Annotated in this window: 27 protein-coding genes; 19 read left to right on the top strand and 8 right to left on the bottom strand. The window is 56.6% G+C overall.

The window, feature by feature from the left end; all coding sequences use genetic code 11:
• Position 1 precedes the first annotated feature (1 nt).
• A complete protein-coding gene (locus RDK48_RS09200; RefSeq protein ID WP_298997420.1) occupies positions 2-340 on the bottom strand; it encodes a nuclear transport factor 2 family protein in 339 nt (112 codons plus the stop codon).
• Positions 341-430: 90 nt separating this feature from the next.
• Between RDK48_RS09200 and RDK48_RS09195 the strand changes: the two genes are divergently transcribed.
• The gene (locus RDK48_RS09195) at positions 431-1,360 is read left to right on the top strand and encodes a YafY family protein (RefSeq protein WP_298997422.1); all 930 of its coding nucleotides are present in this window, start codon (positions 431-433) and stop codon (positions 1,358-1,360) included.
• Between the two features lie 43 nt (positions 1,361-1,403).
• Here RDK48_RS09195 and RDK48_RS09190 read toward each other — a convergent pair whose 3' ends face one another.
• The 6 genes from RDK48_RS09190 to RDK48_RS09165 all read right to left on the bottom strand — a co-directional run bounded on the left by RDK48_RS09190 (position 1,404) and on the right by RDK48_RS09165 (position 6,819).
• Positions 1,404-2,693: a type II toxin-antitoxin system HipA family toxin gene (locus RDK48_RS09190; protein ID WP_298997425.1), complete on the bottom strand. Its 1,290-nt coding sequence runs from the start codon at positions 2,691-2,693 to the stop codon at positions 1,404-1,406.
• A 12-nt stretch (positions 2,694-2,705) separates the two neighbouring features.
• Positions 2,706-3,050: a helix-turn-helix domain-containing protein gene (locus RDK48_RS09185; protein ID WP_298997429.1), complete on the bottom strand. Its 345-nt coding sequence runs from the start codon at positions 3,048-3,050 to the stop codon at positions 2,706-2,708.
• An 84-nt stretch (positions 3,051-3,134) separates the two neighbouring features.
• On the bottom strand, positions 3,135-3,785 hold the full coding sequence (catA, locus tag RDK48_RS09180; RefSeq protein WP_298997432.1) for a type A chloramphenicol O-acetyltransferase: 651 nt from the start codon (positions 3,783-3,785) through the stop codon (positions 3,135-3,137).
• 69 nt (positions 3,786-3,854) lie between these two features.
• On the bottom strand, positions 3,855-5,921 hold the full coding sequence (locus RDK48_RS09175; protein ID WP_298997434.1) for a DUF2207 domain-containing protein: 2,067 nt from the start codon (positions 5,919-5,921) through the stop codon (positions 3,855-3,857).
• Positions 5,922-5,975: 54 nt separating this feature from the next.
• Entirely contained in the window at positions 5,976-6,272 is a 297-nt protein-coding gene (locus RDK48_RS09170) for a hypothetical protein (protein ID WP_298997437.1), read from the bottom strand.
• Positions 6,256-6,819, bottom strand: coding sequence for a LemA family protein (locus RDK48_RS09165; protein ID WP_298997439.1), 564 nt, complete (start codon positions 6,817-6,819; stop codon positions 6,256-6,258). The genes RDK48_RS09170 and RDK48_RS09165 overlap by 17 nt, the downstream gene beginning before the upstream one ends.
• 369 nt (positions 6,820-7,188) lie before the next feature.
• On the opposite strand from RDK48_RS09165, the gene RDK48_RS09160 reads away from it, so the two are divergent.
• Both RDK48_RS09160 and RDK48_RS09155 read left to right on the top strand, forming a co-directional pair.
• The gene (locus RDK48_RS09160; protein ID WP_298997441.1) at positions 7,189-8,139 is read left to right on the top strand and encodes a hypothetical protein; all 951 of its coding nucleotides are present in this window, start codon (positions 7,189-7,191) and stop codon (positions 8,137-8,139) included.
• A 64-nt stretch (positions 8,140-8,203) separates the two neighbouring features.
• The gene (locus RDK48_RS09155; RefSeq protein WP_298997443.1) at positions 8,204-9,136 is read left to right on the top strand and encodes a hypothetical protein; all 933 of its coding nucleotides are present in this window, start codon (positions 8,204-8,206) and stop codon (positions 9,134-9,136) included.
• Positions 9,137-9,310: 174 nt separating this feature from the next.
• Here RDK48_RS09155 and RDK48_RS09150 read toward each other — a convergent pair whose 3' ends face one another.
• A complete protein-coding gene (locus RDK48_RS09150; RefSeq protein ID WP_192111807.1) occupies positions 9,311-9,478 on the bottom strand; it encodes a hypothetical protein in 168 nt (55 codons plus the stop codon).
• 119 nt (positions 9,479-9,597) lie between these two features.
• On the opposite strand from RDK48_RS09150, the gene fabG reads away from it, so the two are divergent.
• The 16 genes from fabG (at position 9,598) to RDK48_RS09070 (ending at position 22,890) form a co-directional block, all read left to right on the top strand.
• Positions 9,598-10,326 carry a 3-oxoacyl-ACP reductase FabG gene (gene fabG / locus RDK48_RS09145; protein ID WP_298997446.1) on the top strand — a complete coding sequence of 243 codons (729 nt, stop codon included), beginning with the start codon at positions 9,598-9,600 and terminating at the stop codon, positions 10,324-10,326.
• A 6-nt stretch (positions 10,327-10,332) separates the two neighbouring features.
• Positions 10,333-11,547, top strand: a complete 1,215-nt coding sequence (locus tag RDK48_RS09140; protein ID WP_298997448.1) for a beta-ketoacyl synthase — start codon at positions 10,333-10,335, stop codon at positions 11,545-11,547.
• Entirely contained in the window at positions 11,547-13,004 is a 1,458-nt protein-coding gene (locus tag RDK48_RS09135) for an NAD(P)/FAD-dependent oxidoreductase (RefSeq protein WP_298997450.1), read from the top strand. The genes RDK48_RS09140 and RDK48_RS09135 overlap by 1 nt, the downstream gene beginning before the upstream one ends.
• Positions 12,986-14,227, top strand: a complete 1,242-nt coding sequence (locus RDK48_RS09130; RefSeq protein ID WP_298997452.1) for a beta-ketoacyl synthase — start codon at positions 12,986-12,988, stop codon at positions 14,225-14,227. Before RDK48_RS09135 ends, RDK48_RS09130 begins: the two co-directional genes overlap by 19 nt.
• Positions 14,224-14,493 (top strand): acyl carrier protein, encoded by a 270-nt coding sequence (locus RDK48_RS09125; protein WP_298997454.1) that lies wholly within the window; start codon positions 14,224-14,226, stop codon positions 14,491-14,493. The genes RDK48_RS09130 and RDK48_RS09125 overlap by 4 nt, the downstream gene beginning before the upstream one ends.
• Entirely contained in the window at positions 14,441-15,229 is a 789-nt protein-coding gene (locus RDK48_RS09120) for a lysophospholipid acyltransferase family protein (RefSeq protein ID WP_308587904.1), read from the top strand. The genes RDK48_RS09125 and RDK48_RS09120 overlap by 53 nt, the downstream gene beginning before the upstream one ends.
• A 5-nt stretch (positions 15,230-15,234) precedes the next feature.
• Positions 15,235-15,651, top strand: a complete 417-nt coding sequence (locus tag RDK48_RS09115; protein ID WP_298997456.1) for a hypothetical protein — start codon at positions 15,235-15,237, stop codon at positions 15,649-15,651.
• A complete protein-coding gene (locus tag RDK48_RS09110) occupies positions 15,641-16,078 on the top strand; it encodes a 3-hydroxyacyl-ACP dehydratase (protein ID WP_298997458.1) in 438 nt (145 codons plus the stop codon). The genes RDK48_RS09115 and RDK48_RS09110 overlap by 11 nt, the downstream gene beginning before the upstream one ends.
• Positions 16,078-16,806 carry an outer membrane lipoprotein carrier protein LolA gene (locus RDK48_RS09105; RefSeq protein ID WP_298997461.1) on the top strand — a complete coding sequence of 243 codons (729 nt, stop codon included), beginning with the start codon at positions 16,078-16,080 and terminating at the stop codon, positions 16,804-16,806. The genes RDK48_RS09110 and RDK48_RS09105 overlap by 1 nt, the downstream gene beginning before the upstream one ends.
• A 175-nt stretch (positions 16,807-16,981) precedes the next feature.
• On the top strand, positions 16,982-19,165 hold the full coding sequence (locus RDK48_RS09100) for a hypothetical protein (protein WP_298997464.1): 2,184 nt from the start codon (positions 16,982-16,984) through the stop codon (positions 19,163-19,165).
• Positions 19,162-19,713 (top strand): hypothetical protein, encoded by a 552-nt coding sequence (locus tag RDK48_RS09095; RefSeq protein WP_298997467.1) that lies wholly within the window; start codon positions 19,162-19,164, stop codon positions 19,711-19,713. The genes RDK48_RS09100 and RDK48_RS09095 overlap by 4 nt, the downstream gene beginning before the upstream one ends.
• Complete coding sequence (locus tag RDK48_RS09090) at positions 19,710-20,075, top strand: hypothetical protein (RefSeq protein ID WP_298997470.1); 366 nt, start codon at positions 19,710-19,712, stop codon at positions 20,073-20,075. The genes RDK48_RS09095 and RDK48_RS09090 overlap by 4 nt, the downstream gene beginning before the upstream one ends.
• Positions 20,072-20,554 (top strand): thioesterase family protein, encoded by a 483-nt coding sequence (locus tag RDK48_RS09085; RefSeq protein WP_298997473.1) that lies wholly within the window; start codon positions 20,072-20,074, stop codon positions 20,552-20,554. The genes RDK48_RS09090 and RDK48_RS09085 overlap by 4 nt, the downstream gene beginning before the upstream one ends.
• The gene (locus tag RDK48_RS09080) at positions 20,542-21,729 is read left to right on the top strand and encodes a DUF2062 domain-containing protein (RefSeq protein WP_298997476.1); all 1,188 of its coding nucleotides are present in this window, start codon (positions 20,542-20,544) and stop codon (positions 21,727-21,729) included. The genes RDK48_RS09085 and RDK48_RS09080 overlap by 13 nt, the downstream gene beginning before the upstream one ends.
• The gene (locus RDK48_RS09075) at positions 21,719-22,621 is read left to right on the top strand and encodes a lysophospholipid acyltransferase family protein (protein WP_298997479.1); all 903 of its coding nucleotides are present in this window, start codon (positions 21,719-21,721) and stop codon (positions 22,619-22,621) included. The genes RDK48_RS09080 and RDK48_RS09075 overlap by 11 nt, the downstream gene beginning before the upstream one ends.
• Entirely contained in the window at positions 22,618-22,890 is a 273-nt protein-coding gene (locus tag RDK48_RS09070; RefSeq protein ID WP_298997482.1) for a phosphopantetheine-binding protein, read from the top strand. The genes RDK48_RS09075 and RDK48_RS09070 overlap by 4 nt, the downstream gene beginning before the upstream one ends.
• Positions 22,891-22,895 lie beyond the last annotated feature (5 nt).

The raw sequence follows: 22,895 nt of genomic DNA, 5'->3' as shown, positions 1-22,895 counted from the left end.
GCTATACTGGCAGGATGTTGATATTTTGTATCAACCCGTGTTCGACAATGAATTCATAAGAAAATTTTTGCGGACTCCCTGGGAAATTGCCTTTTGTCAGCGTTATGACATTTGTGCTTTCTGCGGTGGAAGTTGCATCAATAACAGTGGTGCAAAGATCAAATTTTTCCTTTGAATCTGTAACAAAGGCTTTGATGGCGTTTATTCCGCTAATTTCATTGTTTTCGGCCGGGTCAAAGAGCACAGCCGTGCTGGCAAGGCAACTGTCCAGTTTTTCAGTGTCGGCAGAGTTCATTGTTTCCATAAATATTTCCACGGGTTTTGGCATGCTGGTATTCATAGCAACCTCCATTATTTTGTTGAAATTTATATCTAGCAGAGTAAACATGACAGCGTTATGCCATGTTTTTCGGGCACAATGGAGGCCAGAGTGAAAATTGACCGTCTTTTGTCCATTGTAATGATTTTGCTGGAAAAGAAAAAAGTAAGCGCCTCAGAGCTTGCCCAGACGTTTGAAGTATCTGTGCGAACCATTTATCGCGATGTTGATACAATAAATCAGGCGGGTTTGCCCGTGGTCACGTACCCCGGTGCAAAGGGGGGCATCGGCATTCTTGAAAGCTACAAGGCGGAAAAGCGTTTCTTCACGTCGCAGGATGTGACCATGATCCTGATGGGGCTGGGCAGTATTCGCACGTCTTATTCAAGTGCCGAGGTGGCAGGAGCAATTGCAAAAATTAAAGGGCTTGTTCCTGAGGCAGAGCGCAAGGCAATTGAATTGCAGGCAGGACAGGTATCAATTGATTTGACTCCCTGGAGCAAAAATCATGCTGGTATGGCAGCTCTTGTAAAAATTCAGCAGGCCCTGAAGGATAATAGGCTATTGGAGTTTGGTTATAATGACCGTAAAGGCCAGCGGAGCGCCCGACGCGTAGAACCATACAAACTGATTCTTAAAAGAAGGAGCTGGTATCTTGGGGGATATTGCCTGATGCGTGGGGGCATGCGTCTTTTTAAAGTTTCACGTATGGCTGAAACAAAACTGTGCGAGGAATCGTTCTCTCCGCGCACTGTTACTACAGAAGATTTTATTGTTCGAAATTTTGACGATGCAGAATGTATGGATGGAATAATACGGATATCTGCAAGAGCCAGAGAGACAATTGTGGAACTGTTTGGTGATGCAGCGCTTGAGCAGGAGAATGAAAATACGTGGCTGGCCCGTATTCCATTAACTGACAATGATCAGGGGCACAGTTTTGTTGCCAGCCTTGGCTGCGATGCAGAAGTGCTCGCCCCTGAATGCATCAGGGAAAGAATGAAAGAGTATTTCAGAAAAGCCCTGAGCGTCTATTGTTAACGTAAGCCTTTACCAGCCCGCTCATTTTTATTCCAATGCTGTGTTATGGCGTTGCTGTATCCGGCAGCAGGGCGAGGGCGTAGCAGTTGCGCAGATCGGCAAGGTTGCGCTGCGGCACCCCGGCGCTCAGGAGCAGGGCTTCCCAGTTTTGCCTGATCGTCCCCTTTGTTTCTTCAACAATCATCTGCGCTTCATCGGGAGCAATGCCAAAGTGCCGGGCCGAGGCAAGCACATTGCTCATGGCGGAGCTGCGGCCCTCCGGCCCCACGCTCAGGTGCAAGGCCCGTGGGGCATCGTCCATCACAGGCTGCGGCACCACATCATACGCCGGTGAGAGCCGCCAGCCGGATCGGCCATTATGGTCAGTCATGTGCAGAAAACCGTGGTTCCGCAAATGGTCATCAGAGTTGTTGCAGAGGGTATTGAAGACCATGCGTTGATACAGCTCGCGGATATCATTGCGCGTGGCCTCGGCGCTGTAAAAATCCCGCCGCATGGCAGTGACAATGTCGGCGTAGGCGGCATGCGCCTCCGGCCCTGCTGCGCCGATGAGGGTCATGGCTGAAACAAAGGGCAGGCGGTGCAGGGCGCCGCTGCGAATTTGGCGGTCAAAACGCTCAACCAGAAGGATATCGCGGTTGCCCAGAACCGTAATCCGATTCGTTTCCGGCACGTTGATACCGCACTTTCCTGCAAGGAGCATATTGGCATGCTCTATGCGGCAAGTGGGCCAGGCTTCACGTTCCTTGCTGAATTTTGCAATCCAGAATTTGCCGTCCTGCTCAAACGAGGCCTTGGGCCTTGCCCCGCCGATGGAAGAACCGCGCACAAAAAAGCGTCTGTACTGCGGGTTGAGCTCGTCTGCCTGATCCACATTGTCCGTAGCCAGCAGCATGCCCTGAAGGTCAAGTTCTGCGCCGGGGAGGCTCTGCGCCCAGGGCGGCACATCGGTAAAGGGGGCGGCATCGGGCGCGCTGCTGAAACCGAGCGCGCCGATTCTGTCCGGCCCGGCGTAGAGCATGTAGTCAAATTCGCCAAGGTGGGTGCCTGAGGCTTCGGCGGCGATATCAAGAACGTGACGGCCCCAGTCGTCAGGGCAGGCATCGCGCAGCCCATTAAAGAGCGCACCGCCCAGCGGGCCTTCGTAGGTGTGTTCCCGTTGCAGGGGCAAGGCAACAGGGTCAACGGCTACCGCGTCAGGCCGCTCCAGATAGCGGTTGGAATACTCAAAGAGGCATTGGCTGAACCGGCCATCCTGAACATAGCGCAGGCGTCCGGCAACGACAAAGCTGCCTCCAAGGTGCATATGCACATACGCCACGCGGGTTGTCATGACCAGTCTCCCTTAAAAGTCGTAGGAAATTTTGTCCTTCCCGCCCGTCGCCTTGCCCTCAAGCCGCCTGCGTTCGTGGGCAAGGCCGATCATGTCCGTTTCCATGGCGGCCACGCTGTCCAGGTCGTTTTCAAGCCCGAGGGTGAGCAGGGCAGTCACAAGGGTGCCAAGGCTTGTTCCCGGTGTGCCGCTCTCCAGCCTTTGCAGGGAGCCAACAGAAACCATCATGAGCTTGGCCATTTCGTGCAGTGTCAGACCCCGGCGCTTTCGCGCCAGTTTGATTCTGCGGCCCAGATCTTCAAGTTTTGCCAGAACCTTGGGTGGCAGGGCGGCTGTAGAAGCTGATGATTTACTCATAAATAGTATTTTATTGCCATTTTTTATTAATATATAGACAAATAAAAAATGGTCAAGGAGGAAAATCCGGGTCGTTCAATCTGGTCACAGCCAATCGCTGAAGTTCTGGGACAGGCCTTGCACGGCATCTATAAATTTCCCCACATGATAGCCATCGCATACAGCGTGATGGACTTGGATAGAAAGCGGCATGTGCATTTTCCCGTTTTGTTCCAGATAGCGACCGATTGTAAAAATGGGCGGAAGGTATGTTCCCTCTCCGTAAATATTCAGATTGAAGCCGGTGAAGCTGTGCCAGGGAAAGGATGAAACCGTGAACAGATTTTCAGGCATGTTATTTTGAGGAAAAAGCGTGTCAGAGTTGCCATATTTTTCCATGTCGTGAATGCAGTTGTCATAAAAGTTGCTGAAGTTACTATCAAATGGCGTGAATATGCTGCTGAAAGTTTCAGTTTTTTTGTTTAAAATTGTGTAACTCGGGCTTGTTGATTCCCAGTAACCAAGCTCGCCATGAGTATTTATAGCCATCCTGAATTCTTGAAAATTATTAACTGCCCGCGAAAGTATGTATATTTGAGCAGGGTATGCCTTAATTCCACGAAGCTTCAATTCTTTTACAAATGAATCAATTTCTATATTTACTGTGATGCTGTAAGTGCAGCGGACAGTATGAACGTAGTGCTGATAATAAGATTTTCTTTTCCAGGTGTCCAAATCGATTACAGTAAATGACATGAAAAACAGTCCTTTTGCTATTGCTTGCTCGTCACGAAAGTACGCAAGCCCTGAGTAGTTTTTTGCCGTTCACAGGCCGCCGCCTCCACCCCCGCCAGAGCCGCTGCCCGCGCCGCCCCCGCCGGAGCTGAAACCACTGGCGGATGAAGATTCGGCAGATGCGGAGGAGGCGCTTACGGCGCTGCCAAAACCATTGGAAAAGTCGCTCCAGCCGCCATGCCCGTGCACAAGGGCGACATCAACGCCGGAGTCTTCCAGCGCCGCTGCCTGAAGTTGGTCGGCAAACCTGTTGCACCACGTTTTTTCCAGCCCCAGCACCAGTGCATAGGGCAGCAGACGGCGGAAAACCTCGGGCGTGTCTTCGGGCTTTTCGTCCTGCGCGCTTACCTGCTCCATGCGTGGCAGTTCCGCAGTGCGCATGTACATGGCAAGGCCATCAATTTCGTCCAATACCTGGCGCGCTGCGGGGCTTGGAGCCTTGATGACGGCTGTGAACGCAATGGACGTGATGATCATGAGCAGAAGAAGCAACCACCCAAGATCGTAAAAATAAAACTGAAGACCAACCGCAGTTATCCCGGCCAGGGGCAAAACCATAAGCCCCAGAGTTACCAGCAAGGATTTTGTCTGCTGCCGCATCAGCAGCAGGGGGAGCGCCAGCGCTGCGCAAAAGGCCAAGCAAACCGCGAGCAGCAGCAGAATCAGCGGCATTTGCGAGCCATCAGGGGTAAGCAAGGCAGGGTCAACTTCCCAAAAGCTCGCCGCAAAGGCCAGCGGTAGCACCAAAAACCAGCCAAGCACCGCAACCCAGGTGTTCAGCCGCCATGCGCCCTTAAAGTTTTGCTTAAGGTTTGCCCTGGCGGCGTTGAAAATACTGCGGACATCTTCATCTTTGGGGCGCAGCAAGAGTTTTTCACCCTTACCCGCACAGCGCGCAAGCTCGCGGTACACGGTCTGTTCTTCTGCGGAAAGCTCCCCTTTGCGCCCGTTTGATGCTGCGGTCAGTTCCAGCGCGTAGGTTTTAGCGTCTGCCTTGCTGATGCGGCACAGCCCCTTGAACGCCAGAGCCAGAAACGTGGCGGCAAGCCCCCGGCCAGAGATGCGGGCCGACTTGTAGAAAAACTCCACCGCCAGCGGCGAAAGCACTTGCGGCGTAGCCTCAGCAGCAGATTTTTTGCTCCATTGAGCGGCCTTTGGCGGGTAATAGCGGGGGAATATGGCACCCTTGGGCGGGTCAATGCCAAGGCGCTGCCAAAGCAGAAAATAATAAAGAAACACAGCGCAAAAAGCCAGGCACTGCGCAGGCAGTAAGGGATTATCGTACAGCACTTCAAAGAGCAGCCCTCGCTCCCTGATAGCGAGCTCCTCTTCTTGTCGGGCCAGCTCCAAGGCCTCTTCTTCCCGTTGCTGCTGCAATGCAAGCGGAAACACCGGGTCGGCAATGCTCTGCCTGTCAAAGGCTACAGCCACCGTAAACTGGGTGTCCGGCTCAAGGGTCCTGGCAAGGGTAAAAGCCGCTTCGTTGGCTTGCGTTCTGTCGATTGAAATGCCGTTTGTATCTTTGGAGCCAGCCGGCCCGGCCCACGCGGCGGTTTGCCGCACGGCTACGCCCTTGGGCAGAATGACGCGGCACGAAGCGTTAAGGATCGGGAAGCCCCACACGCCAGTGGCGTTCCAGTTGAGCTCTCCGTTGGATTCGTAAAAGCGCAGGTGCAGGGATGTGTCGTATTCCAGCACAAAGCGGTGCTGCCCCGTGGAGAGCGGCTCCTTGCCGCGCATGAGCACCCGAATGTAATCGCCCCTGATTTCGGTTTCGACCGGGTTGAGGGGCACTCCGTCAATGCTTGCGGATGTAACGGTGAAAGGAACCGTACCACTGTAGTTTGCCGGGCCGGAATAGAGCAGAGGAAGCTCGCGATATATGCCTTTTTTAATCTGATTGCCTTCCGCATGCACAACAATTGCTTCTCGCACGTGCATGCTGCCGTCTTGATGGATTGTAACGGTGGAGGCGAAACTCTCTATGCGTTCCTGCCCGTATGCAGCAAAGCACATGGCATGGATGCAGAGCAGCAGGGCGCATACGGTCAGTACCATGCGGCGTGTAAAACAACTGCTGGCATAGGGCGTATGCATTGGCTTCATCCTTGCGCAGGCGGTTTGTGAGGATTGCCGTGACGTGGACAGTGGTTAAAAAAGCAGGTCTGGCAGGCTCAAGGCCGCCAGACCCACAGAGCCGAGCAAGCCCATGAACGCCAGGGCCATCCGCGCAAAATTGCCGCGTATATAGCACCGCCGCGCATACCACAGCCAGATCAGCCCTGCGGCAAGATTACAGCCAAGCAAGGCATCTGACCGCCGCGCCATTATCAGTACGCCGGAGCACCAAAGCTGCAAGGCCGCCATCAGGGCGGCAGCTATGAAGCACAGGGCCTGCCGCCACAAGCGGACGCCCAGCCCGTCTTGCCTGTTATTGTGCACCAACATCAGGAACCACCCGTTCTGCTGGTGAATCAAGTTCAAAATAAGTGACAGGGGCAAAGTGGAAAAATCCGGCAACCAGATTGCCGGGGAACTGGCGGACGCGGTCGTTCTGTTCCCTTGCTGCGCCGTTGTAGTAGCGGCGGGCCATCTGGATTTCGTCTTCCAGCGTTGCAAGGCTTTGCTGCAACTGGCGATAGTTTTCGCTGGCCTTAAGCTCCGGGTAGGCTTCCGCAATGGCAAAGAGTTTGCCCAGCGCGCCGGAAAGCAGATTCTCCGCCTTGGCCTGTGCCGCAACATCACCCTGTGCGGAGAGGCTGCGGGCGCGCGCAGCGCTCACTTCTTCAAACAGGCCCTTTTCGTGGCTGGCGTACTGCCTGACGGCGCTGACCAGATTGGGCACCAGATCGTGCCGCCGCTTAAGTTGCACATCAATGCTGCTCCAGGCTTCCTCCACCATGTTTTTGCCGCGCACCAGGGCATTGTAAAGGGCTACAATGACCGCAAACACAACCACAGCGGCCCCTATGGCGATCAAAATGCCGGTGCTCATACGAACTCCTTGGATTTGTTGGGTACATGCGCAGGCTCATGAAGCCGCGTGTTGCGCACGGCCTCGGTTTGCATGGCTACGGGCCAGTTAATGCTGTCATAAAAACTGGCATATGTGCGATATTCGGTCAATGCTTCTGCGCCGTCAGCCCTGCAGGATTTTGCGTATTCTGGTGAATTTTGGCCGCCTTGCCGTCTTCAGGCCAAAACATCCAAAGACATTTATGCACAGGTACGTTACGAAGGTAAGGAAGTGGAAAGGGAAAATCAGGCCGAAATCACCAATAAAATTCCGGGGGATTGCGACATGGGTTTTTTGAGGGTTTCCAACGTATGTGCGCATGATGGCTCTGCTTGTGTCGGCTGGGGAATGCCCCGGAGTGCGATTTTTTTTTCATGGTTGCAGGCTGCCGCGAAACCTGCGCTTGTGTTGCTGTGCCTGCTGCTGTGGCCCGGGCTTTCGGCTTATGCGGCTCCCCGTTCTGTGGGGGATTGGGTGGTCGAGGTGCCCGCAGGCTGGAAAACACAGGAGGAGGGGAATCAGGTACTGCTCAGCTCTCCAAAAGAAGACTGCTATGTGACAATGCTTGAAAAGGATTGCTTTAACGGCGATCTGGATCTGCTTGCAAAAGCTTCCGCCAGCACAACCGGCGGCAACGACTTGCGCACTCTGGGTGAAGGCAAGGGGGTTGTTTTTGCGGACAAGATTGCGCGGTACTGGGTTGGCCTTGCGGACGACAAGTATATGGAAGTCTCTGTTGGGCATGCCTGCCGAGGTGCGGGGCCGATTGTAAAAAGCCTGAAAATTTCCCCAAAGGCCAAGACTGCAGCGCCTCTGAGCAAACTGCTGGCAGTAGCGCAAGGTCCTGAAAATACCAAGTGGCTTGTGACTGGCGATCGTCCTGACGATGCAAAGCCCGTGGAACCCGCAGACCCTACAGGCGACAGGCCTGATTTTGCGGCCCTGGCAGACCCTGCTGCCCCCGCCCCAGCTCCGCAGGAAAACCCCATCCCTGAAGGCTGGCGTACTACGCACACCGGCCAGTGGACAATCTACGACAAGCCGGACGAAAAAGTGTGGTACGCTGTTGGCCTGTATCCGCTCAAAAAAGTAGAAAACGGGCAGTGGGGCACATATCTCATTGATCTTGCCCGCAAGCTGAAGGGCATCAATATCACCACTGGCGAAGGCACCGTTGATTTTACTACCCGCGAAGGCGGCATCGGCACTGTGCTGACCAATGACGCCAACACGGTTGTTGAACTGTACTACCCCGAAGACGATGCCAACCTGGCGGAGCTACGCGAAGCGCTGCACTGATAAGCAGGGCATTGAGCGTGTGAGGCAGGCATCAGCTCTTAAATGCATCACAAGGAGTCTTTGCATGTACTTGCTGAAACAATGGGTTGCTGGCGTGGCGGCCCTGCTGTTTTTTTTGCCGTCGACGGGGTTTGCGGCGGGGATAGTGCTGAAAAACAGCATGAGTTCTGACGTCAAGGCCGTTTTTTGCGTGGGCAACAATGGGGATAAAAAGCCTGTTGTTGACGGCTTGGCAAAAAAGTCATCCAAGACGGTAAGCCCGGCCAAATTTCCTGAGCATGATTGCACGCGTATTGGCGTGACCATGCAAAACGGCATGGGCTGGCAGTATTATTACGAGCCGGAACCCGGTTCAGCCAAGGAAATTGAATTTGCAATGGATGCCGCAGGCCGTAACGAAAACCGCAAGTATCCCTCCATGCTCATTACCATGCCCGATGGTGAGGCTTATGTGGCCCCGGCGGGTGTGCCCATGTTCATGCTAGTGCAGCTGATGCGCAAGGGAATGGACGTGGCCCGCTGGAAGGAATTTGCCATGCCCGGCTCTGAAGGGCTTAAAGAGCCTGGCGCTTATGTGGTGTGCTTTGCCGATCAGTCGTGGAGCCTCGCGGGCAAAGGCATGAAGTTTGACGGCAAGGGCGGCGAACTGGAAACGGTAACGCTGTCTGCGCCCTTTGCCAATACAACCATCGGGGCCATGTTTGAAGAACTGAAAAAGAATGAATGGCTGCCGCTGGTTCTTGAAGCCGGAGGCCAGACAAGCGTATTTGGCGTGCAGGGCGCGGCCCTTGCCCCCAAGGGAAAAACTGTGGACTGCCCCCAAACCAGTGACGGCATGTGGCAGGCCCTTGAAATCCTGTTTGTGAGCGGCACAGAAAATGCGGATAAGCCCGTGCGTATCGTGCTTGGCAGCGAAGGGCTGCGGTTTGCCATGAACCTTGATCTGGATGCCGCACTGGCGGAGATAAGCCTTACGCGGGTGCCAGCAGGGAAGTAATGGGCAGATGTTGAAGCTTTGCTTGAAAGAATAAACAAAAGCGTGGCTTATATGTCTGATAAGGGCGTATAAGCCACGTTGATTTTTTTCGATGTTGCCAGCCATGCAGAACGTCATGCTTGCTGAATTATTTTCCTCAACACGTTGTGCGGTGTTGCAAATAAACATAGCAAACTAGTCTGCTTTTTTCTGTTCACCCTTGTAGCCGTCATTATAGCCCTGCTGAACAGCATCAACCTTTCTTTCAATTTTTGCAGATGCTTTGCCAGCAGTTCTGCCAACCCAACTGCATCCGCTGGAAAAGAAAAAAAGCGCAATCAAGGCTGTTGCAAGAATCCGCATGATAAATTCCATCCTAAATTGAGAGTTGTCCTAAAAGAGTCTCTTGTATATTGTGCGGCTGTCCAATCTGGTGCCTTTTTAATAAATAAAGGCATGCAAACATGCAAGCAGGGGAGCAAATGCAAACTTCGCCCATAGCTCTGGTAACGGGCGCAAGCAAGGGAATTGGCAAGGCCATTGCCCTTGGCTTGGCCGCCGATGGTTTTGATATCTGGCTGAACTACCGCAACGACCACGATGCCGCAGAAGCCGTGCGCGATGCCATTGAGGCTCTGGGCCGTCAATGCGCGTTGCTGCCCTTTGACGTGGCGGACAAAGATGCGGTGGGAGCCGCCCTTGATCCACTGCTGGCGGCGGAAACTCCCTTTGCCCTGATCAACAACGCGGGCTTTGCCCGCGATACCGTCTTTGGCCTTATGTCCGAAGAGCAGTGGGATTCCGTCATCGGTGTGCACCTCAACGGATTTTTCCATGTATCGCGCAAGGTTGTGCCGCAGATGCAGCGTGCGCGCGTAGGGCGCGTTATAAATATTGCTTCTACCTCAGGGCAAGCTGGCATGGCCGGGCAGGTGAACTATTCCACAGCCAAGGCTGGTCTTATCGGTGCCACACGCGCCCTTGCCCGCGAGCTTGGGCGCCGCAACGTGCTTGTTAATGCCGTGGCCCCTGGCTTTATCAGCACCGAAATGACGGCCGGGCTGCCAGTGGATGAATATATGAAAAGCGTGCCCCTTGGCAGACCGGGTTTGCCGGAAGAAGTGGCGGGCTGCGTGCGATTTTTGTGTTCCAACTTGTCGTCCTACGTTACCGGACAGGTGCTGTCTGTTAACGGCGGACTGTACATGTGAGACCCGATGCGGCGAGTTGTCATAACTGGCGTGGGGCTTGTATCCGTTCTGGGCGTTAGCCGCGAGCAGATCGCCAATGCGTTGTATAATGGAATTTCGGGCATAGTTGCCGACCCGCAGCGGCTGGAGCATGGCTTTCACAGCCCGCTTACAGGGCGTATAGACGGTTTTGATTGCGCGCGCCATATTAACAAGAAGCAGCGCAAAAGCATGCCGGATTTTGCCATTCAGGCGCATGCGGCAACGCTGGATGCCCTGGATCAGGCCGGGCTGGCACCCGAAGACCTGCGCTCAGACAGGTGCGGCCTTGTTTTTGGCAATGATTCCACGGTGCAGTCTGTAGTTGACCAGCAGGCGGCGCTTCAGGAGGCTGGCTGCACTTCCGGCATGGGCAGCGGCCATGTTTTTCGTTGCATGAATTCCACCATCACCATGAATCTCAACGTGCTGCTTGGCAATACCGGCCCAAGCTGGACGGTAAGCGCCGCCTGCGCCAGCGGGGCATATGCCATCGGTCAGGCGGCAGACCAGATTCGCCTTGGGCGGCTTGACCGTGTGGTCTGCGGCGCTGCGCAAGAAGTGAACTGGCCGTCTGTCTGCTCCTTTGACGGCCTTGGGGCTTTTTCTGCGCGTACCCCCGCGGAGGCGGCCTCCCGCCCTTTTGACAAGGGCAGGGATGGGCTGGTGCCAAGCGGCGGCGCTGCGGCCCTGCTGCTGGAAGATTACGATACGGCCCACAGGCGCAATGCCTGCATTCTGGCAGAAGTGCTGGGCTTTGGTTGCAGCGCGGACGGCGAGACCCTTTCCGTTCCCAGCCGCACAGGGCTTGCGCGCGCCATGCGTATGGCTCTGGCGGAAGGCGGGCTGAGTACTGCTGATGTGGATATTGTCAACGCGCATGCCACATCCACCCCTCAGGGCGATGCGGCGGAGGCAGCCAATCTGCGGGCCGTTTTCGGCGCTGACTGCCCCGATGTCATGGCGCTGAAAAGCCTCACAGGGCATGAACTGTGGATGTCTGGCGCGTCGCAGGTGGCCTACGCCGTCATTATGGCGCAGGCGGGCTTTACGGCTGCTACCATAAATTATGAAGAGCCGGACGAAGATACCGCTGGCATTCCCGTGCTTGTCCGCAGGCTGGAGCAACCCCCGCGCGTCGTGCTGAATAATGCCGCGGGCTTTGGCGGCAGCAACGCCAGTATAGTGTTGAGGCTCGGCTGATGCGCTGCGTGGTCGCAGGCAGCGGCATTACCGGCCTGACTGCCGCCTTGCTGCTGGCGCGTCAGGGCCACGATGTTGCCGTGGTGGAGGCTGGCCCGCGCGTTGCCCCGCTGCTGCGTGGTTTTTGGCGCGAAGGCCTGTATTTTGATACGGGATTTCACTGCGGCGGCGGTCTGCATGCCGGTGGCGTTTTGCGCCGCTGGCTGCGGGCGCTGGGTGTAGAAAAGCATTTGCGGCAGATCACGACCAGCCGCACGGAGGTCTTTCACTTTGCCGACGGCAAGGTGTTTCAGCTCCCGGCAGGGCAAGCGGCGGTAACAGAAGCTGTTGAGCGGCAATTCCCCGGTGCCGGGCCAGCCATGAAGGCTTTTCTGCACCATATGGATACTGAACTGGGGCACTCCCCGTACCTGAATCCTTCTGTGTGGTCAGAACCGTCATTTGCGCTCCACAGCGTGGGCAGCGTGGCCCAGTATGCTGCATCTGCGGGTTTTCCTCCTCACTTGCGGGCCATGCTCGGCACCCGGTGCCTTTTGTACGGCGTGCGGCCCGAAGAATCCTCGCTTGAAGAATATTCCCTTGTGGCGGGGCCGTATTTTCAGTCCAGCGGCTCGTGGCAGGGTGGTGGGCTGGCTCTGGTTGAGGCGCTTCTGACGGGCCTCGGCGAACTTGGGGTCACTGTGCGCTGCAACGCTGCCGTTGCGGGTATAGAGGCGGACAAGGCGCAAGGCGTGCGCGGCGTGGCATTAGGTGATGGTTCCCGCCTTGCCTGCGAGCGCTGCTTCTTTACCGGGCATCCCTCGCAGCTTGAGGGGCTGATTCCCAAGGGCCTCATGCGTCCGGCCTACCTGCACCGCATAAATGAGCTACCGGAAACACGTTCCGCCATGCTGCTGTTTGCAGAAACACGCGATTGCCTGAATGAAAACGAAAGCATCTATCTGCTGCCGGAGCCTTCAGCGGAAGAATTGTTCCCGGGTGTGGAAAGCGCACACCCCAGCGTATACCTCTTTTGCGACAGACCGCAGCCAGATGGCAGAAAGGCCGTGATGGCCGTGGCGCTTATGGACGACAAGGATTTGCCCGGCGGCGATCCGCATCCGCGCCCCAAAAGCTATGTGGAGTGGAAGCGTGAGTCCACTGCCCGGTTGCAGGCCTACATTGAAAAACGGTTACCGGAACTGGCTGGGCGCTGGCGCATCCTGGATGCAGCAAGCCCGTTGACCATGCGGCGCTGGGTTTACGGCGCTACTGGCAGCCTTTATGGCGTGCAGCACCATCTGGACGCCATGCCCATGCTGCCTGTCACACGCCTGCCGGGGTTGTTTTTGGCCGGGCAGAACATTCTGCTGCCCGGTGTGTTGGGTGGCATGGTCAGTGCTGCTCTGGCCGTGGGATTTTCTTTCGGTCATGATAACGTTCTCAAGGAGTTCAGGGAATGCGCGGAAAGCGAGTAGTCGTAACGGGCATGGGCGCAGTTTCGCCATTCGGCGAAGGCGTGGCAGCCATGTACGAAGGTGTGCGCGATAACCGCTGCGCATTGTCCCCCTTGCCAGCCTACAAGCTTGAAGGCTTGTCTTGCCGAGTAGCCGGGCTGGTGCCGCCTTTGCAGGAAAAGCGCATTCCAAGGGAATTGCGGCGTTCCATGTCGCCCATGTCGATTTTTGCCTGCCTGGCTGCCTGGGAGGCTCTGGCCAATGCCGGGCTGAGCAATCGCCCCGAGCAACGCATGGGTGTAGCTGTAGGCTCAACGGTTGGCAGCCCCACCATGCTGCACGAGTTTTTTGAGATGTTTCTGCGCGAGCGCAGCGTGGAGAGCATGCGCAGCACCGTATTTTTTAAGGTCATGAGCCACACGGTTGCCGCCAATGTGGCCCTGGCCTGCGGGTGCGCAGGCCGCACGCTTGCGCCTGCCGCCGCCTGCGCCTCTGGCCTCATGAGCCTGTGTCTCGGGTTTGAGGCTATCGCGGCAGGGCGGGAAGAAATGATGCTCTGTGGCGGCGCGGATGAATTTCACCTGTTGACCTCCGCCACCTTTGACCGTCTTGGCGCTGCCTCGCACACAGAAGACCCGGATTGCGCCTCGCGTCCCTTTGATGCGGAGCGCACAGGCATTGTTTGCGGCGAGGGTGCGGGCATCCTGCTGCTGGAGAGTCTGGAAAGCGCTCAGGCCCGCAATGCGCCCATACTGGCGGAAATACGCGGCGCTGCCATATCTTCATCGCCCGGCAGCATCGCCCAGCCCGACGCGGCTGCCATTGCCGACTGCATGCGCAGAACATTGGAAGATGCAGGCGCGCAAGCTCAGGATGTTGCCTATGTTAACGCCCATGCCACCGCTACCGAATTCGGTGATATTGCAGAAGGGCAGGCCATTGAAGCCGTTTTTGGCTCTGCAACACCTGTCAGCAGCTTCAAAGGGCACCTGGGGCATACCATGGCGGCCAGCGGTGCGCTGGAAAGCATTTTGTGTATAGAAATGTTGCAGTCCTCCACCTATTTTCCAACGCGCGGCTTGCGTAAGCCTGATGCCAGATGCGGAAATTTGAATCATATGAACGGGCAGCTGCATAAACCAAGTGGTTTGGTATTGAAAAATAGTTTTGCGCTTGGCGGTTGCAATTGCACTATCTTATTTGATAGGTTGAGTGAAAATTCAATCAGTGTTGGGAAAGAATGAACGATAATAAAATTAGAGAGACGATTGACGCGGCCTTGAGTGAAGAATTTGAATTGTCCCCGGATCAGCTTGTTCCTGCAGCGTATATCAAGGAAGACCTCGGGCTTGATAGCCTTGATATCGTAGATATGGTCATAGTGCTGGAAAAGGCCTTCAACTTCAAATTGCAAAACAAAGAGTCCCTGGTAAAAATTCAGACACTTGGGGACATTTATGCATTCATCGAGGCCTTGCGCGATGAAGGAACCGTCAAGGCGGAACAGTAATATTGTGTCAAACATTGCCATAAGTGCAATTTTTGTTTGCTGGACAATTATTATTTTGCCTTTAACTCTGTGCATTGCTGCGTTGCACACGGTTTTCCCCGGTGTTATGTGCGTGGTTAATCGGCGGTACATCTGGCTTTATGGCCGTTCTACGCTGTTTTTTTTGCGGCCCTGGCTGCCGGTGCGTATTCGCAACGCACATATGGCAGTGGAGTATCCTGGGTCGGTTGTTGTGTGCAACCATCAGTCTTTTTTGGATATATACCTGCTTGCGGCGCAGGATCAGGCCAATGTGTGCCTGATAACCAAAAGTTGGCCCTTCCGGTTGCTCTTTTTCTTTGCGCCCACCATGCGCAGCGCGGAATATATTGATGCGGAGAGTTTGTCCGCAGAACAGGTCGAGGCCTTATGCCTTGAGCGTCTGCGTGATGGGGTTACGCTGGTGATTTTCCCCGAGGGCAGCCGTACCCGTACTGGTGCTCTGGGCAAGTTCAGGGCTGGCGCTTTCCACGTTGCTGTTAAGGCCGGTCGCCCTGTACTCCCCTTGCTTATCCACAACAGCTTCCAGGTGTTTCCTCCTGGTGCCAGGGGCTTTCATCCTGCTACCATCCATATGGAGTTTCTTGATCCGGTATGGCCACAGGCCTTTGCCGGAGAACTTTTACCGCATCGCGCCATGATGCGGCATGTCAGAAATCTTTATGTAAAACATCTAACGTGTGTGACAGGAGAGTAAGTGTAATGAAAAAATATTTTTTGCTTACCGTGCTGGTGATGGCTCTTGCGGCCATTGGTTGCCGTTTTGGCCAGCCTGTTGGCACCTTTGCCTATGACTTCCCCTCTGCTGAAGCCAGCAAGAATATTTCTGAAAAAAAGATGCACGATGCTATCGTCAAATCCTGCGCTGATACCGGCTGGCGCGTTTCTGAACCTTCCGCCAACACTATTGAAGCTACAATCATGGTGCGCAACAAGCACACTGTGGTAGTGTCCATCCCCTATACGGCCACGCATTACAGCATCAACTACAAGGCCAGCACCAACATGGAATACAAGGCCAAAAGCGATGGCAGTGCCTCGATCCATCCCAATTACAACAAGTGGGTCGGCATTCTTGACAAGGCTATCCGCAAGAATGTGGCGAGCAGTGAATACTGATTTGCAGCAGCCTCTTACGGCCATTGTGCCGCACCGTGCCCCCATGCTTCTTCTGAGCGGGCTTGAAAGTTTTAGCTCGGAAGAAGCGCGGGCAACGGCGGCAGTGCGGGAAGATAATCCCTTTCTGCGGCCCGATGGCAAACTTGAGCGCGTGGCCTATGCGGAAATCATGGCGCAGTGTTTTGCCGCCGGGGCCGGGGCCAGCCTGCTTGCAGCAGGCGGTGCCTGCGCGGGCTGGGGCTACCTTGCCGCCCTGCGCGATGTAACCGTGCGTGCAGATGCGTGCGTGGGGCAGTGCCTGGACGTCTTTGTGCGCGTCTCAGCCAGACTTGGCGAAATTGCGGTGGTTGACGGCGAGGTGCATGCCGAGGGTCAGCTACTGGCCACCGCGCAGTTCAAGATATTTATGCCGGAGGAAACGGCCTGATGCGTTCATCTGTGGGCCTGCTGCTCTTGGCTGGGCTTTTTATTGCTTTTATCGTGTTGCCGGCTTCTGCGGTTGCGCAGGAGCAGCCGCTTGCAAACGCCGAGGCTCTGCTTGATGCTGCCGCAAAGCAAAGTGCTGGCATTACCAGCCTGAGCGCTGATTTTGTGCAGGAAAAGTCCATGGCCGTGTTGGCCCGCCCCATGACCTCGCAAGGCTATTTTTGCCTGCGCCGTGCTGCCCAGGCGGCCAATGCCCAGGCGCGTGCAACCAGCAAGGATGACAACGGCTTTGAAACCGCCGACAGCCTGCTTTGGGCTTATACCCGTCCTCTTGCCTCTGGCTTCATTTACAAGAATGGAAGAGGCGCACTGTGGGAAGGCTCGCCGGAAGCAACGCGCCCTGCCAATGAGCGGGAATCCACTGTCATTACAGCTATAATCCGGAATATTCTGGACTGGATCAGCATTGATCCGGCGGCTCTACGCGCCACCTACAGGCTCGAGCGCCCGCAGGCCGACAAACCCATGCTTCTGCTGTACCCCCTTCGACAGTCTTTTTTTGCAAGGCTTGAAGTAACCTTCGCCGATGATCTCAAGAGCGTACGCCAGTTGACCTTTGCGGAACGTAACGGCGATACGGTGCGCATTGCCTTTAACCAAACTCGGGTCAACGAGGCCTTGCCAGCGCCCTGCGCCGTGCTTGAGGCAGCGGGGAGCGGTGGTCAGTAGGCCTATGGGCAAGCCTTTCATTGTCAGGCTTCATTGCTGGATACGCTCACACAAGATTCTGGGATTCAGCCTGGTCCTCTTGTGCTGGGCGGTTTTTGCCTTGTTGGCTGCCCGGATACAGCCAGATTCCAGTAGCTTGGCCTTTTTTCCCGACGATGTGCCGCAGGTGCGCCGCATGGCCAAAGCCCTGGATGTTTCCCCGGCTTCTGGCCTGCTGTTTATTGATCTTTCCACAGAGCGTCATGGCGGAAAGTACGCGCTTGCAGGCGCTGCCGATGCTATCGTGGGCGATCTGCCGCCGGATGTGGCTGAAAGAGTGGGGGCCTTGGGCATGCCCGATGCCCAGGCGCTCATGGCTCTGCTGCCGTATTTTATGGATGATGCCACGTTGGGCCAGCTACAACAGGCAGCCGATGCCCCGCAGATTGATGCCGCAGTGCGCTCGGCTCACAACAATCTGAACAGCCTTCTTGCCGCTGGCCCCGCCCAGGAATGGCTGCGGGCCGATCCACTGAGCTTGCGCCGGTTTGTGCTTTCACGCCTGCCAGCAGAGCATGCCGGGGCCATGCCTGACCCTGTGCTGGGTTATCCTGTGAGCGCGGACGGCAAACACCTGTTGCTGGTGCTGCGGCCAGCCCATTCCCTGCACGATGTCAGCGCCGCGGCTCAGTTGATGGACGCCATCCATGCCGCCATGCAGAAACACCTCGCGCCGGATATGCAGGGTCTTGTGGTGGGCGGGCACAGGCACAGCGCCGTCAATGCGCAGGTTATCCAGCGCGACGTGACCAATATCGTCTTTTTTTCCATGCTGGGGTTTGTGCTGGTGTACGCCTTGCTGGTGCGCTCGCGCGGTGCCCTGTGGCTTATGCTGGTGCCCGCATTTGCCGCCAGCTTCGCCCTGGGCGGCATGACCCTGCTCACGCCAGCACTCTCCGGGTTGGCCTTGGGTTTTGGCGCGTCCGTACTTGGCGTGGCGGAAGACTACGCCGTGCATATGCATTTTGCCCTGCGTAGCGGCGACTCAACAGAGAGTGTGCTGGAGCATATTACGCCGCCTCTGTTTCAGGGGTATCTGGTCAATGCTTCCGGCTTTGCCGTATTGCTGCTTTCGGGCATTCCGGCTGTACGCCAGCTGGCCCTTTTTGCCCTGCTTACCTTGAGCGCGGGCTTTGCGCTGGCGGTTGTTGTGCTTCCCGTGTGCCCCTGGTTCAATACGCCGCCCCTGCCTGTGCGCAAAGAAAATACAGCGCCGCGTCAGCCAGTGCCCCTACGTGTCTTTGCGTGTGTTTTTGGATTGTTGCTGTTGTGCTACGCCTTGTTTTCCATCGTACGGGTGGATGTTTCACCCCGCACCATGGGGGCGGACATGGCGCAATTGCAGCAGGACGGCGAGAAGCTTAAAGCCATTTGGGGATCGCGCGACAGTAACATCCTCGTGGTTGAAGGGCCGACAACGGATGCGGCCCTTGCCAATGGCCGTGCTGTAGCGCAGGCCCTGCGCGTTCTTGAACCGGAAAACAAGATCGGCACCCTTACCGATGTGTGGCCTTCGCCAGAGCAGACTCAGGCCAACGTGCAACGGTGGGAAGCCTTTGCAAAAATGGAGGGGCCGCGTGTTCAGGCCCTTTTGACAACCGCAGCGCAGCGTTACGGATTCACCGCTGAAGCCTTTACCCCCTTTGTGGAGCTGCTTGAACGCCCGGTGGCGGACTTTGACCCGGCAGTGCTACGCGCCGCAGGCCTTGGCGAGATGGTCGATATATTTTTGCATGCGCCGCAAGCTGATGACCACACAGCTCGGCTTTTGCTCTTTACCAGCAAAAAGGCGGATGTGAGCCGTCTGGAACCTGTCCTCGCCGCGCAGACAATGGCGCTGGCCCCCGGCGAACTTGAAACTACGCTGTTGCAGCAGCTTGATATGGAAAAACGGCTTGTGCCTCTGGCCTGGATGGCCTGTCTGGCTCTTCTGTTTTTATACTTTCGCGATGCGCGGCGAACCTTGCTTGCATCTTTGCCACCGTTGTGTTCCGTTGCTTGTATACTTGCGTGGATGTCCATTACCAGCCACCCCCTGACATTGGCAGGCATGGCGGCAATGCCGCTGGTGCTGGGCCTTGCGGCGGATCACGGTATTGTGGTCACGCATGACCTTGTCAGCGGGGTGAAAATGGGTGTGGAGCGGGCGGTTGTTGTGTCTTCACTCACCACATTCACAGGTATGGGCCTTCTGGCTCTTGCGCAACACCCGGCCCTTAAAGCTATGGGTGAAGTAATTTTCTGGGGTTTGATTGTGGAGGTTCCTGTGGCCTTGTGGCTTTTGCCCAGACTCTGCCGGGTGCAAGGAAAACAGGCATGAAGGCCCTACGATACGCAGGCTTGCTGCTGATTTTGGGGCTTGTTGCCGCTTGCGGCGCGCAAAAGCGCGCCGTGCTGTTGCCGCCGCTTCAGGCAAGCCAGCAGAGCGGTTCTCTGGTGGCGCAGTTTGGCGCGCGGCTGACTATTGCCGGGCAGAAGGCACCAGTGCAGGGCGAAGTGCAAATGACTGAATCCGGCGGGAGTCTGGCGCTTATCCTTCCACATGGCAGAACTCTGGGCGTATGCACGTACAGCGCCGATGTTGAGCCAGACAGTGGGCTTAAAGGCGCAACAAGTGCGCAGTCTGTAAAAATGCAATGCACCACGGCGGAAGGTATGGGCAGGGAGGCAACCAGCCTGTTGTTCCGTACTGGCGTGGCCGTATACAGAATATTGCCTGCTCTCGGTCAGGATGCTGTGCAGCCGAACCTTGAGGGCAAAGGCTGGAAGGCTCGGTTCAGCCCGACAGCGGATGGCTTGAATGGCGTGTACAGTGAGCAGGACGGAATGACCATGGATATGTATTTTGTGGAGATTTCGCATTTATGAGCGTGATGCGTCGTGCCGTGCTACATGCGGTCAGCCAGTTGGAACATTCGCCCGAGCAGGGCGCGTGGCGGCAGAGCTTTTGTTTTGCGGCGGACAGTGCAGTGTTCGCCGGGCATTTTCCGGGGCATCCTGTGCTGCCCGCTGTCGTTCAGGTGCTCATGGCTCAGGTTGCACTTGAAGCAATGGGGCAATCCGCGGATCTGGCATGTGTGCCGCAGGCCAAATTTCTTGCGCCGCTTGGGCCGGATGTGGATATTTTGCTGACCCTGAGCAAGGGACGTCGTGAGGGGCGCTGGGAATGCACCCTGCATAGCGGCGAAACGCTGGCAGCCCGCATACAGGTGGAGGTGCCAGCGCTATGAGCCTGCACCGCGCTTCACGTCCCCGCCGCCGTAGCGCGCCGGAGGTACCTTCTCTCTGCGTCAGCGTCCAGCGCACGGTGCGCTTTGAAGAGGTGGATGCCGTGCGTTTTATGTGGCATGGCCGCTATGCCAGCTGGCTTGAGGATGGCCGGGAGGCCATGGGCCGTGCCTATGGCATCAGCTATCTGGATTTTCGTGATAATGGCGTTGTGGTGCCGCTCAAGCTCTTTCATCTGGATTTTCACCATCCGCTGCTGTACGGCCAGACATACACCATCCACGCGGAGCTGTTCTGGAATGAGGCTGCAGTGCTGGATTTTGAATACCGCATTGAAGACGCGGCAGGCCTTGTGACCACCACAGCCAGTACAACTCAGCTTATGCTTGATCTGAACGGCAACCTGCTCATGGAGCCGCCAGCCTTTTACCGCGAATTCTGCGCGCAGTGGCGGCAGGGCAAGGTCGTATGCCGCCAGTAATTGCCGTGGTCATTCCGGTGTACAACCACCGTGAAGGCCTGCGCGATGTGGTGCAGCGGGCCCTGAACCAGTGCGGCACGATCATCGTGGTGGACGACGGCTCCACAGACGGCAGTGCTGATAGCCTGGAGGGCCTGCCCATCACGCTTGTGCGCCTGCCCCGCAACGGCGGCAAGGGCGCGGCCCTGCTGGCTGGCGCGGCTGAGGCCGCACGGCTTGGCGCAACGCACATGATTACGCTGGATGCCGACGGACAGCACTACCCGGAAGACATCCCCCTTTTTTTGCAGGCCATTGCGCAGCACCCCGGCGCAATTATTGTGGGCTGCCGCGATTTCAACGTGCCGCACGTGCCTGGCTCGTCCCGTTTCGGCAGGGCGTTTTCCGCCTTCTGGATGCGTGTGCAGACAGGGGAGCGGGTGCGCGACATGCAGAGCGGGTTCCGCGCTTATCCCTTGCGTGTGCTGGACTGCCTGAAATTCACGGAACCGGGCTACGCCTTTGAGGTTGAAGTGCTGGTGCGCGCCGCATGGGCCGGATTTGACGTGCGCGAAATTGGCATTCGGGTGTATTATCCGCCGAGGGAAGAGCGCGTTTCGCATTTCAAGGCGCTCAAGGACAATATCCGTATTTCTCTGCTGAACACGCGGCTGACTATCCGCGCCCTGGTGCCTGTGCCCTTTCGCCAGCACAGCGTGGACGGACAGGGCCGCATTTCTCTGCTGCGCCCTATGGATTCCCTGCGCCGTCTGCTTGCGGACAGAGCCACGCCGTGGCAATTGGGGCGCTCGGCGGCAGTTGCCATAGCTGTTTCCACACTGCCCTTGCCGGGTTTACAGAGTATTCTGCTCCTGCTGTGCATTGGCTGGCTGCGGCTGAACAGGCTCTGCGCTCTGGCAATGATCCCGCTCACGTGGCCCCCATTTGTGCCGGGCCTTGGGGTTTTGCTTGGTTACAGGCTGCGCAATGGCAGATGGCTGACGGAATTTTCTGTGCAGACCCTCGGCTATGAAGCTCCACAGCGCATATTCGACTGGTTTGTGGGTGCGCTTGTTCTTGCACCGCTGCTGGGCCTGCTTGCAGGGGCCGTAGTGGGCGCGCTGGCCTATCTTGCGGCGCGCGGCATGACGCGCATGCGGCAGGGGGGCGGCAAAGGGAGCGACCTTGCAGACTAAACGTCCCATAACAGCCGTACTTGGCTCCCGGCTTCAGTACGGTTTTTTTGAGGTTCTGGTGCGCTGCCGGATGCTCTTTGCAGCGCGAATTGTACTGGCCTTTGTTGTTCTGTACTATGCCATGCTGCCCCATGTGCGCCAGCGCTGCGCGGCCTATATTGACCGCCGCTTTCCCCGCGCCGGAGTCTTGGGCAGATTTGTGCATGCCTACCGCCTGTATCTGAATTTCGGGCAAGTGCTGCTGGACAGGATGATTGCCGGGGTCACCGGGCGGTTTCCTTTTTGCGAAACTGACCAGCATGTGCGGCAGCGATTTGCCGAGGCAGGGGCCAACCCACATGGCTGCATTGTGCTGACGGCGCACATTGGCGCTTGGCAGGTTGGCATTGCGGGGCTGGAGCAGTTTGACCGCCCGGTGAACGTGGTGCAGTTGCACAATCCCGAGGATCAGGGCAAACACTACTTCCAGCACGGCAGGGGCAGGCCGTTCAAGATTATTGATTCGGCGGATCCTGTAGGTTCAATGGTAGAAGCCGCCGCAGCGCTGCGGCGCGGCGAAGTTGTCTGCATGATGGGCGACCGGATGCACGGTACGCGTCTGGCGGGGCAGGGCGTTGATGTGGCCTTCATGGGCGGGAGCATCCGCATCCCTGCCAGCGCCTACGCGCTTGCCTCCATCACGGGGGCGGAACTGCTCATGCTCTTTACCGTGCGTGAAAAAGGCGTCACCAGAGTTTTTATGGCTGAGCGGCTGGCGGTGCCCGCTGGTTTGCCGCGCCGTGATGTTTCTGTTTTTCAGCCGTATGCGCAACAGTTTGCCGCAGCAATGGAAACCGTTGTGGAACGGCACCCGTACCAGTTCTTTAATTTTTACGATATGTGGTCGCAATGATGACAAAAAACGAAATGGAATCCGCCCTGAAAGTGGCGATTATTGATGGCCTGCGCCTCGAAGACGTTACCGTGGAAGACATTGATTCCTCGGCCCCGCTGTTTGGAGATTCCGGCCTTATGCTGGACTCGCTGGACGCGGTGGAACTTGTGGTCGTGGTTGAAAAGCATTTTGGCGTAGCTATTGCTGATGCCGAGGAAGCCCGCAAGGCTTTTACCTCAGTGAGTGGCCTTGCAGACTTTATCTGCACCCGCAAAGCGCAGGCGTGAGAAAA

It is taken from the genome of uncultured Desulfovibrio sp., assembly GCF_902477725.1.
Taxonomy (GTDB): domain Bacteria; phylum Desulfobacterota; class Desulfovibrionia; order Desulfovibrionales; family Desulfovibrionaceae; genus Desulfovibrio.
Note: the sequence above shows the minus strand (reverse complement) of the source record. Positions and strands in the feature narration are given on the sequence as shown.

What these genes read in the sequence shown, in the direction of transcription:
- RDK48_RS09200 (WP_298997420.1), bottom strand. Translation starts at nt 340, where the DNA reads ATGAATACCAGCATGCCAAAACCCGTGGAAATATTTATGGAAACAATG.
- RDK48_RS09190 (WP_298997425.1), bottom strand. Translation starts at nt 2,693, where the DNA reads ATGACAACCCGCGTGGCGTATGTGCATATGCACCTTGGAGGCAGCTTT.
- RDK48_RS09185 (WP_298997429.1), bottom strand. Translation starts at nt 3,050, where the DNA reads ATGAGTAAATCATCAGCTTCTACAGCCGCCCTGCCACCCAAGGTTCTG.
- catA (WP_298997432.1), bottom strand. Translation starts at nt 3,785, where the DNA reads ATGTCATTTACTGTAATCGATTTGGACACCTGGAAAAGAAAATCTTAT.
- RDK48_RS09175 (WP_298997434.1), bottom strand. Translation starts at nt 5,921, where the DNA reads ATGCATACGCCCTATGCCAGCAGTTGTTTTACACGCCGCATGGTACTG.
- RDK48_RS09170 (WP_298997437.1), bottom strand. Translation starts at nt 6,272, where the DNA reads ATGTTGGTGCACAATAACAGGCAAGACGGGCTGGGCGTCCGCTTGTGG.
- RDK48_RS09165 (WP_298997439.1), bottom strand. Translation starts at nt 6,819, where the DNA reads ATGAGCACCGGCATTTTGATCGCCATAGGGGCCGCTGTGGTTGTGTTT.
- RDK48_RS09160 (WP_298997441.1), top strand. Translation starts at nt 7,189, where the DNA reads ATGCCCCGGAGTGCGATTTTTTTTTCATGGTTGCAGGCTGCCGCGAAA.
- RDK48_RS09155 (WP_298997443.1), top strand. Translation starts at nt 8,204, where the DNA reads ATGTACTTGCTGAAACAATGGGTTGCTGGCGTGGCGGCCCTGCTGTTT.
- RDK48_RS09150 (WP_192111807.1), bottom strand. Translation starts at nt 9,478, where the DNA reads ATGCGGATTCTTGCAACAGCCTTGATTGCGCTTTTTTTCTTTTCCAGC.
- fabG (WP_298997446.1), top strand. Translation starts at nt 9,598, where the DNA reads ATGCAAACTTCGCCCATAGCTCTGGTAACGGGCGCAAGCAAGGGAATT.
- RDK48_RS09140 (WP_298997448.1), top strand. Translation starts at nt 10,333, where the DNA reads ATGCGGCGAGTTGTCATAACTGGCGTGGGGCTTGTATCCGTTCTGGGC.
- RDK48_RS09135 (WP_298997450.1), top strand. Translation starts at nt 11,547, where the DNA reads ATGCGCTGCGTGGTCGCAGGCAGCGGCATTACCGGCCTGACTGCCGCC.
- RDK48_RS09130 (WP_298997452.1), top strand. Translation starts at nt 12,986, where the DNA reads ATGCGCGGAAAGCGAGTAGTCGTAACGGGCATGGGCGCAGTTTCGCCA.
- RDK48_RS09125 (WP_298997454.1), top strand. Translation starts at nt 14,224, where the DNA reads ATGAACGATAATAAAATTAGAGAGACGATTGACGCGGCCTTGAGTGAA.
- RDK48_RS09120 (WP_308587904.1), top strand. Translation starts at nt 14,441, where the DNA reads ATGCATTCATCGAGGCCTTGCGCGATGAAGGAACCGTCAAGGCGGAAC.
- RDK48_RS09115 (WP_298997456.1), top strand. Translation starts at nt 15,235, where the DNA reads ATGAAAAAATATTTTTTGCTTACCGTGCTGGTGATGGCTCTTGCGGCC.
- RDK48_RS09105 (WP_298997461.1), top strand. Translation starts at nt 16,078, where the DNA reads ATGCGTTCATCTGTGGGCCTGCTGCTCTTGGCTGGGCTTTTTATTGCT.
- RDK48_RS09100 (WP_298997464.1), top strand. Translation starts at nt 16,982, where the DNA reads ATGGCCAAAGCCCTGGATGTTTCCCCGGCTTCTGGCCTGCTGTTTATT.
- RDK48_RS09095 (WP_298997467.1), top strand. Translation starts at nt 19,162, where the DNA reads ATGAAGGCCCTACGATACGCAGGCTTGCTGCTGATTTTGGGGCTTGTT.
- RDK48_RS09090 (WP_298997470.1), top strand. Translation starts at nt 19,710, where the DNA reads ATGAGCGTGATGCGTCGTGCCGTGCTACATGCGGTCAGCCAGTTGGAA.
- RDK48_RS09085 (WP_298997473.1), top strand. Translation starts at nt 20,072, where the DNA reads ATGAGCCTGCACCGCGCTTCACGTCCCCGCCGCCGTAGCGCGCCGGAG.
- RDK48_RS09080 (WP_298997476.1), top strand. Translation starts at nt 20,542, where the DNA reads ATGCCGCCAGTAATTGCCGTGGTCATTCCGGTGTACAACCACCGTGAA.
- RDK48_RS09070 (WP_298997482.1), top strand. Translation starts at nt 22,618, where the DNA reads ATGATGACAAAAAACGAAATGGAATCCGCCCTGAAAGTGGCGATTATT.